Source organism: Planctopirus hydrillae (assembly GCF_001707835.1).
GTDB lineage: Bacteria > Planctomycetota > Planctomycetia > Planctomycetales > Planctomycetaceae > Planctopirus > Planctopirus hydrillae.
In genome coordinates this window covers 67573-83142 of record NZ_LYDR01000159.1, presented here as the reverse complement: position 1 = coordinate 83142, position 15570 = coordinate 67573, and the positions used below count along the sequence as shown (strand labels likewise).

Sequence of the window (15570 nt, the reverse complement as noted above, 5' to 3'; positions counted from 1 at the left end):
AGAAGGAAGCAGTTCTCGCCCGCATTCTCGAAACGGAACCCATCGACGCGGTCATTATCTTCGTCAGATCGAAGAGTCTGTCGAGAATCAAGTCGGTGGCAGCGGCCTGAGTCCCGGTTGCATTGAGCCGTCCGACATCGAGCAGTTGTGTAATCAGATGATCCAGTCGCTCGAGCTCGCGTTCCATGGTGGCATAAAACTTTTGCCGCTGATCATCGGAAAGACTGCGCAGAGTCAAGGTTTCCAGATGCAGGCTGAGTGAAGCAATGGGCGATTTCAGTTCATGGGTGACGGCATCGACAAAATTGGCCTGCCTTTGATTGAGCCTGACTTCTTTGATCATGAGCACCATGTAGATCGAAAGGCCGGTGAGAATCAGCGTGAAAACCACCACGCCCAGCACCAGTGCTGCCCACCACGTGTTCTGGGCGAACAGCACAATCCATACAACCATTAAAGTCACGTTCAGCACGATCAAAGTCACGCTGAGTGTAATCGGCAGGTGCAGCGTGCGACGTTTTCGGAAGAGGGCACTCATAAATCTTGATTTCTGAGAGGCAATCGCCGGGCGGACTGATCAAACGGATCCGTTGTTCCCACAGTGCGGAATGGATTTGTCCAACAGTGAATTACGCGACTTGGCGGTCAATCTTTCTATTGTTTCATCAATCAGTGGCATTTTGAACCCATGATCGCACCTTTTGCCATTCGATGAAAATAATGATTTCCTTAATGTCCGGTACGGTCAAAGGTTTCTCACTCCAGCCGCATTTCCGGAGAGAGGTTTGACAATGGCAGGAATGGAACTAGGGTTCCTGCAGTGCTTGAGTTGTTAGCGCGATGAATTCTGGTGGGAATTTCCAAACCTGAATCTCATCGGACGGACGATCACTGATTCCATCTGTTGATACTGGTCGAAACGACGTCCAGACTATCAGGCGGGATCGCTTTTGAGATATTGCGGTACTGTAAATGACGTTAACGTCGGATTCCGCTGTACTGGATCTCGTAACATCCGCTGGAAACGGTGATGTTGTACCGTACACTTCGTATCCACTCGACTCCTCGCGTGTGCTGTTAGGGCTGGTCAATCTTGTCCGTCGCGCGGAACGTGATACGGCTCCCGAACGGGCTGATGCGAATCTTTGTGGCTTGATCAGTCCCCGTGTTTTTCGCAGTCTGCTGAACAGTCTTTTATTCCGAGACCCGGCCACACTGCGGCATAGCCAGCGTGTGGGTCGACTGGCCACTGGCCTGGCCAAGTATCTGGGATGGGAAGACCGCAATCTCAGAGCCATTCAGATTGCCGCATTGCTGCACGATCTCGGCAAGGTCGGTGTGCCGGACAGTATTCTTTTCAAGCCGGCTCGTTTGAACTCTGATGAACTGCGCCTGATGACGAAGAGTTATCTGATTGGCGTTGATCTGCTGGAGATGTGCCGGGTTGATCCGCTGATTATCCGCATCATCACGGATTCCCATCATCGCTATTCGCGTGAACCCGGTGGGAATGCCACATTCAGCGATATTCATCAGGGGGCACGTATTCTCGTTGTGGCTGATGCCTACGAGTCGCTCAGCAATGACCAGGTCTTTCGCCGGGCGAAAGCTCACGATGAAATTCTCAAGCTGCTCAATGAGAATGCGGGGACTCAATTTGATGGAAATATCGTTTCGGCTCTGCAGCGCTGGATTCATACCTATGGGCCGCCAGCGCTTGACGGCACGATGAATGATGATGATTCACTGATTCATTACTATCAGCCTGCCAGTGATGCAGAGCTCGCTGAAGCTGCCAACTTCAGTCATTTATTCAGCTATCTGCAAACTCTTGATGAACTGTATGACGGATTCAGTATTATCGATTGCAGTCGTCGCATGCTGGTCTGGAATCGTGGAGCCGTCAAAACTCATCGTCGGCCAGCAAGAGAGGTGCTCAATACGATCTGGAAGCCGCAGGTGTTTGGATATGCCGACGACAGGGGTGTGCCACTGGCTACATCCCAGTGTCCGCTCGAGGCGATCTTTGCCACGGGGAGCAGCTATGCAGCGACCTTGAATATGACGGATGGAGAAGGAGCGCCAGTGAGTGTCGAGCTCCAGGCTTTTCCACTGATTGATAGAAATCAGCGGCTGCAGGCTGTGGCAGAGATCTACCGCCGCACAGAACGTGATGAAACCAGTCACGTTTCCCCTGAAGTGCATGCCCTGAAAATGATGGCCAGTCGCGATGCTCTGACACGAGTTGCGAATCGTGGTGAGCTGGATAGTCAAATTGAACAGTTGCTGAAGAAGTACAATTCCGAGAGCCAGAGCGAGGTTTTCAGTGTCATTTTTGTCGATGCCGATCATTTCAAGAGCATCAATGATAAACATGGTCATACCGTAGGAGATCAGGTACTGGTCGAACTGGCACGACTGCTCCAGCACGAGTCGTATTCCGGCGAGATCATTGGTCGTTATGGCGGTGAAGAGTTTATTGTGCTCTGCCCTGCGACAGATCTGGAACTGGCTGTTCGTAAAAGCGAACGCTTCCGCATGAGTATTCAATCGATGCGGTTTGCCGACTATCCCTCATTGCGAATTACGGCATCGTTTGGTGTGTCGCAGGTCGTCAATGGAGATACTGTCGCCACACTGGTCGAGCGGGCTGATAAAGCGCTGTATCAGGCAAAGCAGACGGGTCGGAATCGCACCTGTCATTTAATGACCACAGATTCCCGTCGGTCGGCCCATCGCTTTTCGACCGATGAAGAGGAAGATCCACTGCGATTGATTCAGCGTTTTTATATTGGGGTGGGCCAAAGCGTGGTCCCCAAGATGGCGGGGTTCGTCGAAGCTCATCGGGCCAAATTGCTCGTTGTTGAGCCAGGCCGGGTGAAAATGCAGTGCGGGCAGGGGACGATCTTCGGCATGTGGGGTTGGACAAACAGCACTCGCCCGGTGATTCTTGAGATTGTGCTTCCAGAGCTTGTGGAAGAGCAGCGAGGGCATGCTTCAAGGCGTGGCCCGAATTCACCAGAAGCAATCTGTGTCACCATCCAGCCCAAAGGGCGGCCAAACTCGCAAGCGATCTTTCAGAATCGTGCGAAACTATTGATGCAAGATCTGAAAAGCTACCTCGTTCCCTGCGATCGCCAGCCGGGTATTGGCGGGTAACTTCCGAATTCGATGGAATATGGGCGATCATCGTTCGCTAGTATCTAGTCCTTCGATGAGAGCTTGAAATCCATAGGCTCACGATCAGCCGTCGAGACCTCCATTTCAAGTGTCGATTTCTTGTTGTACTTCGCAGGAACTTTCTCGACCTGGCCCAGTTTTCGCTCTTCAATTGATGATTCTGGATCGGGCTCTATAAACGTACTGATTGTGACCCGATGCTTCCCGGTGACAGCTCCTGCCAGGTCGGCTGTATAGAGAAGTTTGTAGCGGCCCTGGGCATCTGTCGTGGCAAACGATGCTCTTCCCTCAGCAGGGGTAAAGACGATCTTCGCATTGGCTAAAGGCTGGTCATCCAGATAGACCGTTCCGGTAACAGGAACCAAAGTCACCGAGGAACCACCACAGCCTGCCAAAAGCATGAGCAACCCGGCAAAGCAGCATAAACGCGGGAGCAGATGGCGGATCAACATGAGAGAAATCTTTAGCTATGCGCTTAATAAGAAAAGCGAATGATCTTTAAAGATCCAGAGCAGGAGCCCAGGACATGGCTCCTGCTCTGGATCACGTGATATCAGGGTTACCCGATAGCGGGTGAATTACTCTTGAGGACGATCTCTCAAGCATCGTCCTCAATTCTAGAACTCACCTAACACCTGGCCATCAGCCATCTGGCCCAGGCGCTGGTATGTGTTGCCATCGGTGTTTTCGCTGAGAAAGCGGACACTTCCATCTGCCATCACGAAATGGACGCCACCGGTGTGGAAGCTGGTCGGGGCATTGTTGTTGGTCCCCTTGATCAGCCAGTCGGGCAGGTTCTCAGCACGCACGAGATTGGAGTATTTATTTCCGGAGTTGGCATTGGTCGCACCAGAAGAACGACCTGCCCAGATCCCTCCGCGACGGGTTTCGGAATCACCACCGTCGTAAAGTCGTTCTGTGACCATCAATGTGTTGCTGGTGCCGTCGGTGATGTCGCGAATACGTGTCGCGCTGTTATAGCCAAAGATTCCTTTGTTCACACCGGAGCGGGTATCAACATAGTTGACCGTGGTGCTTCCCCAGATGGCAGGATACGAAAGCTTGGCATGGCCATCGCTGATGCCATCGCCACCCAAAGCCTGAGCGCGGACAATGTTCGGGCTGGCTTCTGAAGGGCAGATATAAACCGGGAGAATCGTTCTGGTTAATGCCGTCGGGTTGAGAGGGAAGTTATTCCCATTGGGATTGAGCGATGAATAGAGCGGAGCCTGATCAATGAATGGCAGAATAAAGGTGCTCCATCCCCAGCCGCCACCCACGTTCGAGCGGCTTGGCTCGGCATCACCCAGCTTATAAGCCACTCCTGTGGTGACATTCATCGCGAGGGCCCCGGGTGGGAAGACGCTGAAGTTATCGTGATAGTTATGGAGTGCCAGTCCGATCTGCTTGAGGTTATTACGGCACTGTGAGCGGCGGGCTGCTTCCCGTGCCTGTTGCACCGCAGGTAGTAGCAGCGCAATCAGGATCGCAATGATCGCAATGACCACAAGAAGTTCGATCAAAGTAAAACCACGGCGATACATCGTCGATAACGGCTTTGCAGCAGAAGGCATCGGAGATCTTTCTAGTCAGGATGACACAGATACAGAAAATAGTGACCGCATGACAGATTCATTTCCTGTTGTTACTTAACAACAGGGTCGTGTGGGACTACTGATCAGGGCGTACGCAGCCTGATCTCGTAGATTACGGTGGTGTTACTGATTTCGTTGGCAACAACGAGTAGTGGTGTCTTCGTCGGACTGTCTTGAGCAGGGATCACTAACAACCCTTCCGGGCCTAAATCTCCCTCATGGCCCGTTGGAGATACTATATCCGACGGTGTCGATTCACTTCGTGTACTGAGGAACTGTTCAAAGACGGGTTTCGCAGGGTTCGTGACATCATAGACCATCAGGCCCGATTGACGTTCAAGACCGATGATGGCGATTTTCTTTGTACCAATCTCAGTGACGACCACACTCTCGGGTTCTGGGCCTTTCGCTGCACTTCGGCTGTCGAATTCCCGCTTTTCATGATCACTGTTAAAGTCGTGTGGTTGCTGACTGGCCACAATCGACTCGAACTGATCGCCGGAATCGAATACCTGGTGGAATTGCTCATCCCAGATGGAAAAAGATCTTCCGCCAAAGGCATGCAGTTCGTCGATCAGTCCATTGCCATTCAGATCACCCGTGGTTTTGGAGACTCGTAAGCGACCAAGATTCTCTGGTTTTTGAAGTTCAGTCGCCTGAGGAAACCTGCGCGGGTCGAGCTGAAGATCGCTGACCATGGCCCTCTCGCTGAATCCTTCGTAGTCTCGATCTTTACCATCGTTGGCGGTGACGAGATATCGCTTGCCATGGGAGACAAAATTGGCGAGACCATCGGGTTGATAAAGGCCTTTGACTGGCCAGGGCCGAATATTGATGGCTTGATCTCGATCACTGGCATCGAAACCATTTCCCGGTTGGGAATGATCTTTATAGCCCAGGCCTTGCACCGATATTAAAGACTTCTGTTCGAGATCAATGGTGGCAATTGCATTATTTTCCTGCAGGCTCACCCAGGCTCGCTGACTATCGGCAGAGATCGTGATGTATTCGGGCTCCAGATCCTGAGCGACTGTTGCCTGCGGACCAAAGATCCGTACTCCAGGCCCCATTTTCTCCGGATCGTCGTTGTACCGGCGGAAATCAATTGTCGTGATTTCCGCATTTGCTATTTGAGCCAGATCATCGGGAATCTCAATCAGGCTGATGGTTCCTTCAGGATCAAAATCATAGTTCTCATTCGGAGAACCTTCGTTGGCCACGACGAGCAGTTTTCCATCATTTGTCAGTGCCACACAGTCGGGCTCATAACCCACCTCGATCTGGTGAATAATTTTGCGACGGGCGGGGTCAATCAGAACGACATGACCTCTTTGGCGACGATCTTCCGCAGCAACAGAAGCCACGACTCGTCCTGCCCTCGCTGAAACGGATGTGGGTATTCCCAGAGCTGAGACATAGATCTGATCAACCCTTACTGGCAGGGCGGGTTGCGACAGATCGAGGACATCGATGGCCTGATCTTCCACGTTGACGACGAAAAGTTGCCGGGTTGAAGGGTCAAACGCTGTGATTTCAGTGGCTGAAGTTCCTGACTTTTCACTGTGCCGAAAACGGCCGATGAACTGGAGCTGAACCCCACCACGAGGGCGAATCTTCGGATTTCGTGTTGGCGAAGATGGATTCGGTAAGGCCGCTGTGGCTGGCTCGGCGGCGGCTGCACAGTTGCCTGGCACTGTCCAAACCAGCAGGGAAGCGACGAAAATTTCGACCGCAATCACCAGCGAGGCAGTGACTTGCTGATTGTTCAGTAGGCGGCACGGCCCTGTCACTTTCCCCCAGAACTTCCGCACGGTGCCTGCACTCCCGAGATCCAAAACATCTTCATCTAGCGACATCGCCAAGACTGAATTGTTAAGACGCGGAAGATTAGGAGTGGATTATGAAGAAAATGTTAGCATCACGTGAGGAAACGATGATTTGTTAAGATTTTGGAGTTGCTCTTGCAATTTGGCTGACTATGTGTGTGCGCTCATGATGACGCATTCCATTCAACATCTGAAAAAATGACGAGATCCACCCGGCGATTTCTCACTGGATGGATCTTTCTGTGCAAAAAGATTGGCATGTCAAACAGAGACCAACTCTGAAGACCAGGACTTTGTGTTCAGCAGACCGTCGACTCTCTGTCATCGGGATGATGCGACGAGTTCGCTCGAGCCATGAATTGTGTCACGTTCCAGCATAGAACATGACGGCATCAGGCGAGGTGAGCATTAAAACTCGCCGAGAACTTCACCACCCGAGCGTGTCCCCAGTGCTCGCCAGATTCCCAGGTCGATGTTTTCCGAAACAGCGCGGACTGAACCATCCATTAACAGCGACTGCACAATTCCTTCGTGGTAACTGCGAGACGTGATGATGCCGTAGGTTGGTGCGGTGAGGCTGGTTCCTTCGCGATTGCTGGAGACATCAATGTCATAAGTCACACCCGCTTCGACATGCGGGACTGTGGTATTGGGGCCGAATGTGGTCGTGAAGCCGGTGTGAATGGCTCTGCCGCAGACCCATTCGGTATGGCCATTGGCTGCAGACCAGGCACCGCCCGCAGTATAGGTTCCTGAAACCTGGCTGGGAGCGGTCGGCTCTGTGGCCACACCGGTGGTGTCGTGAAAACGAGGTGTAAAAGCCTTCACTTCAGCCATGGCCATAGTATTACTGGTCCCATCTGTGAAGCTGGCGGTCGTGAGTTTTCCATTGGGAGCAAAAGCGGCTCCGCCATTCTGCCCGTTGTTGGGGTCGTAAACGAGATAGCGGCCCATGTTCATGGCGTAACACAGGGGGTAATGTTCGGGAGTGCCACTGCTGTTCAAGCGAGCGCGATCACCAGGATCACTGGGGCAGATGAGGACAGAGACCTTGGTGGCTGCCGGCCCGAAAGGTGGATAAACGCTGGTGTTCACAGCATGGTGATAGCCCAGCGAGAAGTTCATTTTGCTGTAGATAGTGCCTCCATCCAGATACGGGAGGATAAAGGCTTGAGCCGACCAGGGCTGTTGTGAAGTGCTGTTGCGATCAATGCAGCCGGAAGGTGGAAAGACACTGAAGGCATCGTGGTAGTTGTGGAGTGCCAGGCCCAGTTGCTTGAGGTTGTTTTTGCACTGAGTTCTGCGGGCTGCTTCTCGGGCCTGCTGCACAGCCGGCAAGAGGAGTGCAATCAGAATGGCAATAATGGCAATCACGACGAGCAGTTCGATGAGCGTAAATGCCGAGCGAGCATTTCTCATAGGGAGATCTCCAGTCGATGTCGGGCAGGGCAAAGAGGTCAGTCGGCGGGCCGAACATGGCTGGCTGGGAAAGTTAGCCCGCTGCGTGCGGTTCAACTTTCTGGCTGGCGTCATTAAGACTGAGATTCAGTCTCAATGGTTAAAGAATTGTAAGCTTCGAGGTTCTTTTTGGCAAACCTTGATGTGAAAAAGAGTTCCAGGAGCAATCAAGTTTTCCCGTAACAGATTTTTGCATAAGAAGTTGCAACGCAGGAGGCACGCCTGATCAAAAGGGGAGCTTGCTCGACGCCACTAGAAAAGTGGTCGAGTGGCCAGGTCGAGGATGATCAGAGGAACAGCGCGAATCGTGAACAGGGCCACCAGAAGGCCGCAGGCAGTCCAGGAGGTGAAGATTACTCGGAATAGGCCTCGGAACTCCTCCAGCATGGGTGAATAGAGGCCCAGATCAAATTGCAGACCCCAGTGGTAACGGCGGTTCATCACCCACAAAAAATGCCGCAACACGACAGCCCAGCCCAGCAATTCCACCACTTCAAGACTGCGAGGAAACGGCCACCCGTTCCGTACATAAAACAGAACTACGACCACCTGGATCACTCCCATGAGCACCGCCGGGAGAAGAGAGAGCCCCAGCCAGCCATCGGGCGAAAAGAGACTCCGGAGTTGGAATGGTTTCATCACGAGCACTTTTCGGTGGGAGTGGGCTTGAGGTTGTCCATAGACATTGGGGGTATGAAGACGCAGAGGATGAGTACGGCAAAGGCCGCTATATCGCAGAAGACGGTTCTATGCAACCGGGCCCGAGAGCTGGTGCATTCCGAAGACTTCATGCACCCGACTTATAGAGTGAGGATTGTGTATAGGTCGTGCGATAACGAGTCGATCGATTTGTCGCTTCAAGGGTTCACATTTTCGTCGGTGGAATTGTTTTCTCGATGAGTTGACGATGACTTCAGAACTTGAATTCTTCGCGGTGTGCTCTTTACCTCGATAAGCACGATCTCCGGATTCTCGACACCGTTGATGTCGATGGACTCCAGATGCGGGGACCGCAGGATCACGCGTATTTCTTCGGCAGTCACTGTGCCTTTGACGATCACCTGCTTGATACTGGCTTCCTGGCAAAGTTTTTCCAAACTGACTAACCAATTCAGATATGCGGGTTCGTATCGCTTTTCTCGAGGGGAAGTATCACCTGCTGCCGTCGAGACTGTCAAAGTCTGGCCGTCGATGGATAGCCGAGCGCGCTGATCAGGGTTATTCTTACCATACAAACTACTCCCAAGATGCTTTACATATGGCTTACTTAAAGGTGGCGGAATTCCAGGTTCGCGAGCCGTCAATTCTGGTGCCGGCCTGAGTGATTCCGGCCCTTGCATGGCGTGCCAGATGGATTCATCAGCTTCAAGAGTGACCGTTTTGACAGAACCATCACCCATGAGGCCATGAGTGACCTCTCGACCGTGGGAGCTGAAGCCGAATGGAGAGGTGTTTCGAGGTATGTTGACTTCGCGCCAGGCAGTCGTTGAAGCAAAAATATCAAACGGCTCGGAAGCATCGGCTGCGAGAAGCGTGTGAGCCGAAGTGCCAAGATCGTCAAGCGTCACGTGACTATTGCGATGCATGACCCAGGAGTTGGCCGCGACATGAATCAGCGGATAGCCATTGGCGGAGGATGGTGTCTCAAGACTGGGGTCCAGCCACGAAATATTCTCACGGCAATGACGATCTGTAAACCATTCGACCTGCCGGGGATCATCCCAGGGGATATTCTGATCAAGTCGATAGTAGAATGGAGTACACGCCAGGTCAGGAATCAAGGGGACAGGCCAGCCAATGTAACCCTGTCCTTCCGAGTTATAGACACCTCCCGGTGGGAATGTGTTAAATACATCATGATAGTTATGAAGTGCCAGACCAATCTGTTTGAGATTATTCCGCCACTGCGTGCGACGAGCCGCTTCTCGGGATTGGTGAATTGCCGGTAGAATCAACATCACAACAAGCAGTGGAGAAAGGATTCCTGCGGCAATCTTCAGGTATCTCATGATGTGGCCTCAGATTCTTGATGATGACCTGATATAAGATGTCATTTTAAGTAGCAGCAGCCCGTTATTCCGAGGTGTCAGGCGTCTCAATAATTTGGATTCGGTGTGACTCTTGTTCGAACAGTGGACGAATCACCGGTGCATTTCGAACCGCACGAATATCCACGGTTTTAAGGTTCTTGCAGGCCAATAGAACCTTCACCTCTTCGGGCGATGGATAACGATACAACTTTGCCGATTGAACATCCCCTTTTGCACATAATGCGGCCAGTTCAATCAGCCAGGATTGGAAGACTTCCTCTCGCCGTTCTCTCTGCAGCGACGGATCGGCACACTCGGTATTGAGAATCAAATGTTGACCATCAGCAGTCAGTGTCGCTCGCTGGATGTCTTTGTGAAACATGTCAGTCCAGATGCGGCGGTCAAAGCGAGTTGGAACTGGGGGGATGCCTGGGATACGGTCAATAAGTTTATCAATTGGCCTGAGTGACTCTGGCCCTTGCATCTGTTTCCAGATCGATGCGTCGACGTTCACATCGACAGACCGGACGGTCGCATCGGCCATGAGACAATGAGTCATAAGACGGCCATGTGAGCTGAAACCTGATGGAGAACTGTTGACAGGAATGCTGGCGTCTCTCCAGGCCGTTGTGGAACCATAAACATCAAATGGTTCGGAAGCATCGGCTGCCAGAATTGTCGAGGCGAGGTCTCCCACATCTTGCAAGGTCACATGACTATTGCGATGCATGACCCAGGAGTTGGCCGCGACATGGATGAGCGGGAACGTATTTTTCTCTTTAAGGGTGAGGCCAGGGTCTTGCCACCAACGTCCTTCCCGGCAATGGGCCATAGTAAACCATTCGATTTGCCTGGGATCATCCCAGGGGATTCCATCATCAACCCAAGTCGAAAAGGGGGTCTGGGATTGAAATGGAGCGAGACGGCTAGGCCATCCCTGATAACCTTGCCCTGCTTCACTAAAGATTCCACCAGGTGGCAGGCAGCGGTAATTATCATGGTAGGTATGGAGAGCGTAACCAATCTGTTTGAGCGTATACATCCATTGAGATCGCCGAGCCTGTTCTCGTGCATTGAGAAGTGCACCACTGAGAATCGCCAGCACGACACTTGTGAGAATCAGCCCGATAGCAATTTTCAGGATGTTCATGATGTCATCTCACGTTCGGGCTGCAGATCACGTACACCAGTAGCCTCAATGGAGGCCGGGTGTTCATGGTCGGTGTGCAGCTACAATTGAGACTACACCTTGAGTTCTTCTGCCGCCAGACCGAGTATGCTTTGATAGCGCTGGCGGATGGGGGTGATGATCTCGGAAACAAATTGCTCGACTTGTTCCGGCGCTCGGCCTACAAATCGCCGGGCATCGAGAGCAGCACCCAGATCGACCTTCGCAAAGGCGGCATCACCCTTGAGTCGCTCAATCAGATCGTTGGGTAAACCGTGCACTTTGACCTGTCGAGCAGCTTCCTGACTGTGAATGCGGACTCGCTCGTGGAGATCCTGCCGGTCGCCACCGGCACGCACACCCTCCATGAGAATCTCTTCGGTGGCCATGAATGGCAACTCGGCAGCGAGCCTTTGGGTAATCACCTTTGGGTAAACGACCAGTCCATCCACGACGTTGCGATAGAGAATCAGAATGGCATCGGTCGCGAGAAATGACTGCGGAATGGAGAGCCGCCGGACGGCACTGTCGTCGAGAGTTCGTTCCATCCACTGGGTGGCAACTGTCTGACCGATCGAGGCCGTCACACTGGAGACAAACCGCGCGAGGCTGCACATCCGCTCAGACCGCATGGGGTTGCGTTTGTAGGCCATGGCCGATGAGCCAATCTGCTCCTTCTCGAACGGCTCTTCGATCTCTTTGTTGCTTTGCAGAATGCGCAGATCGGTCCCTGTCTTGTGGGCACTCTGGGCGATGCCATCGAGAACATCGAGAATCTGCACATCGAGCTTGCGGGTATAGGTCTGGCCAGTCACGGCACAGCGCTGGGCAAAACCCATCTTTTCGGCCACCCGGCGATCGAGTTCTTCCACCTTGGCGTGATCGCCATTGAACAACGTGAGGAATGTCGCCTGAGTCCCAGTGGTGCCTTTCGCGCCGCGGAACCTCAGGTTTTCGATGCGATGTTCCAGATCTTCCAGATCGAGCACCAGATCGTAACACCAGAGTGTGGCTCTCTTTCCCACCGTTGTCGGCTGGGCAGGCTGCAAATGGGTGTACCCGAGGCAGGGGAGGTCTTTGTATTCGACAGCAAACTTCGACAGCCGGTCGATGGTGGCGACGAGTTTATCCCGCAGCAGTTCCATCCCTTGCCGCATGAGAATCAGGTCGGCGTTATCGGTGACATAGCAACTGGTGGCCCCCAGGTGAATGATGGGCCGGGCTGAGGGACATTGATCACCCCAGGCGTGGACGTGAGCCATGACATCGTGCCGCAATATTTTTTCGTGGCGGGCGGCGACGGCAAAGTCGATGTCGTCGATATGTGCCTTGAGTTCATCGATCTGGCTTTGCGAAACCGGCAGGCCCAGTTCGTGTTCGGCTTCCGCCAGTGCCACCCACAGTTTGCGCCAGGTGGCATGCCGCACCTGCGGCGACCAGAGGGCACTCATGGCTTTGGAGGCGTAGCGGGAAACGAGTGGGTTGTCGTAATGTTCGTGAGACACGGAAAACTCCGGTTGAAAGGCCTGTTGCGGGCTGCTGGAACCCGAACAAACCGAATGTCAGAAACCATGAAGTCAGGAAAATTCTTGCCCGAATATGGCACGGGCGTGTGCATGCGTTACGATGGAACTACTTTAACAGGTCGGCGAGACGTTGCCGACTCATCCCGTCGTCTTACGCTCTCTTTCGGAAACAGGCCCTGCTCATGCCGACACCTCTTGAAACCCTCGTTGCCTGCGGCACCAAAGTCTGGCTCGACAGTATCGATCCGGCACTGGTCGTCGAAAACCGCAAATTTGGAGCCACGGGTGCCACATCCAATCCAATTATCATTGCTGACCTGCTGAAGACAGGTCGCTTTGATGATCAGATTCGCGCATTGGTGGCCGAAGGGCATTCCGATGAAGCGATTGCCTGGGCGATGACCGATCGCCTTGTCCGCCAGGCGCAGGAAGTTTTCGCCAGCGTTTACACAGAATCCGCAGGCAATAACGGCTATGTGAGCTTCGAACTTGATCCTCTTCTGGAAGATACTGCGAACACTTTGAGTGTGGCCGAAAAGGCCAGGAAGTATGTCGAACTGGGTCAGCACTGGGCGGCAGGACATTCCAACCGGATGATCAAGGTGCCTGCGACACCGGGTGGGTTGGCTGCTCTCGAAGAACTGGCCGCTTCCGGGATTACGCTCAATGTGACGCTGATCTTCTCGGAACGGCAGTACGAAGCGGCTCGGGAAGCGGTTTGGAAGGGTGCTCAGCGGCACGGCAAGCTCGAACGCTTCAAATCGGTCTACAGCATTTTTGTGAGCCGTATTGATGTCTATACCAAGAAGCACGTTCCCACATTGATCCCTGCGGCTCAAGGTCAGGTCGGGATTGTGAATGCCCAAAGGCTCTGGGCAGAGAACCAGAAGTTCTGGGCCGACAAGAAGCTGCCACTTCAGCAGGAAATCATCTTCGCAAGCACGGGAACAAAAGATCCGGCTGAAGCTCCTGATCGCTATGTGAGTGCTCTGGCTGGTTCCGATATTCAGACCAACCCACCGGCGACGAACGCAGCGGTGCAGAGCCTGACAGGTAAGGTTTACACCCGCAAAGTGGATCAATTGCCACCAGCCGACGTTCTGGCCGATATCGATGCGAAGGTCGATTTTGCCAAGATGGAACAAGTTCTGATGGAAGAGGGCCTGGCCAAGTTCGCCGACCCATTCAAGTCACTTCTTCAGGTGATCGCTTCCAAGCGTTAGAGCCGAAGTGTCTCTCGGCATGAGCCTTGGCAGCGATTTGCCAGACTGATGCAGGAGAAGAATATGCAACGAACAACATTTCTTATGAGACACAAACTGGTCGCGCTTCGGCCCGGTTTGTGTCTCAGTCTATTCACCGGGCTGTCGATTTCCTGTTTTAACCTGGCATTTGCTGAACCACCCGCTGCTTTAACCAGTGGCCAAGTGGCGCAGCAGGCACCTGCCGGGGAGGTTCCTGCGGATGCCGAGCGGATTCTGGGTGAGTGGGTACCGGTGGAGTTTATCTTTCTGGGTCTGCCGATCCCCATGGAGAATATTGCCGGGCTGAAGGTGGTGTTTGACAAAGAAGAGCTGAAGCTTTATCCCCCCGCACCTGTTCGCAAACTGAAGGAAGGGGAACTACCACCACCTGCCCCGACTCCGATTAAGTTCCGTTACCAGCTCTTAACAGATCGTGAGCCGCACCAGATCGAACTGACGGCGGAAGAAGGCCCGCAACAGGGACAAACAACAGGTTCTATTTACCAGTTTGATGAAAAAGGCCGCCTGGTCATTTGCGGCCATCTCGACCCTGCTGCCCCTCGGCCGGATGTCTTTGAATCGACCGATACATCGCGCACGATTCTTTTCAAGTTCGAGCGCGTGGTCAATAAAAAATAAGGTTCACTCCGAGTTGACCCGCGAGATTTATCCTCTGGCAGAGTATTCCTACATGGCGATGACTCGCAGCCTGATGATCATACTTGGGGTTCCACTACTTCTGCCTTTGGTCTGGGCTGGCGCTGTGTCTCAGCAGTGGGTTTTTCCTGATGATGCGACACTCTTCATGATCTTGTCGCTGCTCGAAGTTGCTGCGTTGGTGTGGGGAGTGTGGGTCATAGGGCAGTTGCACGCCCCGAAAGACCTTAAATTCTACTGCGCAGGCTGTTATGTGCTGTTTATGCCTATCGCGGTGCTGATATGGATTGGAGTATTAGGCATGAACCTGAGTCAAAGCCCGCTCTAGATTCATTTTATTGAGACAATTTCAATCGTGATTCTTCAGTAAGTTCCCACAAGCACATCGATCAGTGATTGCAAGCCGACCGCGTCTTGTTGATTGAAGCGATCGAATTGTGGGCTGTCGATGTCGAGGACTCCGAGGAGCTTCTGGCCAGAACAGATTGGCAGCACAATCTCGGAGTTCGAGGCGGAATCGCAGGCGATGTGCCCCGGGAATTGGTGAACATTGGGGACGATCTGCACAGCGAGGGTTTGTGCTGCAGTGCCGCAGACGCTCTTACCGACGGGAATGCGGACACAGGCCGGGCGACCTTGGAATGGCCCGAGCACCAGTTCATTTCCCTGCAGAAAGTAAAAGCCCGCCCAGTTGATTTGGGGCAGGTTGTGATAAAGCAGGGCGGCACAGTTGGCGGTGTTGGCAATCCAGTCGGGTTCATCTTGGGTGATGGCGCGCAGTTGATGCGCTAGTATAGCGTAAAGCTCGGTGGGGGCTAAAGTGTGTGCATCGGTAATGGACGTTTCGTGCATTCGAGGTGATTGCCTGCAGATTATCGGTCGTGAA

14 protein-coding genes are annotated in these 15570 nt (G+C 53.1%); 4 read left to right on the top strand and 10 right to left on the bottom strand.

The genetic code is table 11. The features are described 5' to 3' along the window. On the bottom strand, positions 1-538 hold a 538-nt coding region (locus A6X21_RS23455; RefSeq protein ID WP_315851686.1), incomplete at its 3' end, for an ATP-binding protein. Between the two features lie 434 nt (positions 539-972). Here A6X21_RS23455 and A6X21_RS23450 point away from each other — a divergent pair. Next, the gene (locus A6X21_RS23450) at positions 973-3159 is read left to right on the top strand and encodes a diguanylate cyclase (RefSeq protein ID WP_068853521.1); all 2187 of its coding nucleotides are present in this window, start codon (positions 973-975) and stop codon (positions 3157-3159) included. A gap of 44 nt (positions 3160-3203) precedes the next feature. Here A6X21_RS23450 and A6X21_RS23445 read toward each other — a convergent pair whose 3' ends face one another. The 8 genes from A6X21_RS23445 to purB all read right to left on the bottom strand — a co-directional run bounded on the left by A6X21_RS23445 (position 3204) and on the right by purB (position 12762). Next, entirely contained in the window at positions 3204-3632 is a 429-nt protein-coding gene (locus A6X21_RS23445; RefSeq protein WP_068853519.1) for a carboxypeptidase-like regulatory domain-containing protein, read from the bottom strand. 165 nt (positions 3633-3797) lie between these two features. Next, on the bottom strand, positions 3798-4754 hold the full coding sequence (locus A6X21_RS23440) for a DUF1559 domain-containing protein (protein ID WP_068853517.1): 957 nt from the start codon (positions 4752-4754) through the stop codon (positions 3798-3800). Positions 4755-4858: 104 nt separating this feature from the next. Beyond that, positions 4859-6586 (bottom strand): choice-of-anchor I family protein, encoded by a 1728-nt coding sequence (locus A6X21_RS23435; RefSeq protein ID WP_131818525.1) that lies wholly within the window; start codon positions 6584-6586, stop codon positions 4859-4861. 423 nt (positions 6587-7009) lie between these two features. After that, positions 7010-8020, bottom strand: coding sequence for a DUF1559 domain-containing protein (locus A6X21_RS23430; protein WP_068853537.1), 1011 nt, complete (start codon positions 8018-8020; stop codon positions 7010-7012). A gap of 291 nt (positions 8021-8311) precedes the next feature. After that, positions 8312-8698, bottom strand: coding sequence for a hypothetical protein (locus A6X21_RS23425; protein ID WP_068853513.1), 387 nt, complete (start codon positions 8696-8698; stop codon positions 8312-8314). Positions 8699-8916: 218 nt separating this feature from the next. After that, positions 8917-10068: a DUF1559 family PulG-like putative transporter gene (locus A6X21_RS23420; RefSeq protein ID WP_068853511.1), complete on the bottom strand. Its 1152-nt coding sequence runs from the start codon at positions 10066-10068 to the stop codon at positions 8917-8919. Positions 10069-10132: 64 nt separating this feature from the next. Then, positions 10133-11239 (bottom strand): DUF1559 family PulG-like putative transporter, encoded by a 1107-nt coding sequence (locus A6X21_RS23415; RefSeq protein ID WP_068853509.1) that lies wholly within the window; start codon positions 11237-11239, stop codon positions 10133-10135. A gap of 92 nt (positions 11240-11331) precedes the next feature. Next, positions 11332-12762, bottom strand: coding sequence for an adenylosuccinate lyase (gene purB / locus A6X21_RS23410; protein WP_068853507.1), 1431 nt, complete (start codon positions 12760-12762; stop codon positions 11332-11334). Between the two features lie 203 nt (positions 12763-12965). On the opposite strand from purB, the gene A6X21_RS23405 reads away from it, so the two are divergent. From A6X21_RS23405 to A6X21_RS23395, 3 genes are all read left to right on the top strand, one after another. Further along, positions 12966-14006, top strand: a complete 1041-nt coding sequence (locus A6X21_RS23405; protein ID WP_068853505.1) for a transaldolase family protein — start codon at positions 12966-12968, stop codon at positions 14004-14006. Positions 14007-14069: 63 nt separating this feature from the next. After that, complete coding sequence (locus tag A6X21_RS23400) at positions 14070-14666, top strand: TIGR03067 domain-containing protein (RefSeq protein WP_068853503.1); 597 nt, start codon at positions 14070-14072, stop codon at positions 14664-14666. Positions 14667-14679: 13 nt separating this feature from the next. After that, positions 14680-15012, top strand: a complete 333-nt coding sequence (locus A6X21_RS23395) for a hypothetical protein (protein WP_131818524.1) — start codon at positions 14680-14682, stop codon at positions 15010-15012. Positions 15013-15047: 35 nt separating this feature from the next. On the opposite strand, the gene A6X21_RS23390 is transcribed toward A6X21_RS23395, so the two are convergent. Then, complete coding sequence (locus A6X21_RS23390; protein ID WP_068853499.1) at positions 15048-15536, bottom strand: free L-methionine (R)-S-oxide reductase MsrC; 489 nt, start codon at positions 15534-15536, stop codon at positions 15048-15050. Between the last annotated feature and the right edge of the window lie 34 nt (positions 15537-15570).

What these genes read in the sequence shown, in the direction of transcription:
- A6X21_RS23450 (WP_068853521.1), top strand. Translation starts at nt 973, where the DNA reads ATGACGTTAACGTCGGATTCCGCTGTACTGGATCTCGTAACATCCGCT.
- A6X21_RS23445 (WP_068853519.1), bottom strand. Translation starts at nt 3,632, where the DNA reads ATGTTGATCCGCCATCTGCTCCCGCGTTTATGCTGCTTTGCCGGGTTG.
- A6X21_RS23440 (WP_068853517.1), bottom strand. Translation starts at nt 4,754, where the DNA reads ATGCCTTCTGCTGCAAAGCCGTTATCGACGATGTATCGCCGTGGTTTT.
- A6X21_RS23430 (WP_068853537.1), bottom strand. Translation starts at nt 8,020, where the DNA reads ATGAGAAATGCTCGCTCGGCATTTACGCTCATCGAACTGCTCGTCGTG.
- A6X21_RS23425 (WP_068853513.1), bottom strand. Translation starts at nt 8,698, where the DNA reads ATGAAACCATTCCAACTCCGGAGTCTCTTTTCGCCCGATGGCTGGCTG.
- A6X21_RS23420 (WP_068853511.1), bottom strand. Translation starts at nt 10,068, where the DNA reads ATGAGATACCTGAAGATTGCCGCAGGAATCCTTTCTCCACTGCTTGTT.
- A6X21_RS23415 (WP_068853509.1), bottom strand. Translation starts at nt 11,239, where the DNA reads ATGAACATCCTGAAAATTGCTATCGGGCTGATTCTCACAAGTGTCGTG.
- A6X21_RS23405 (WP_068853505.1), top strand. Translation starts at nt 12,966, where the DNA reads ATGCCGACACCTCTTGAAACCCTCGTTGCCTGCGGCACCAAAGTCTGG.
- A6X21_RS23400 (WP_068853503.1), top strand. Translation starts at nt 14,070, where the DNA reads ATGCAACGAACAACATTTCTTATGAGACACAAACTGGTCGCGCTTCGG.
- A6X21_RS23390 (WP_068853499.1), bottom strand. Translation starts at nt 15,536, where the DNA reads ATGCACGAAACGTCCATTACCGATGCACACACTTTAGCCCCCACCGAG.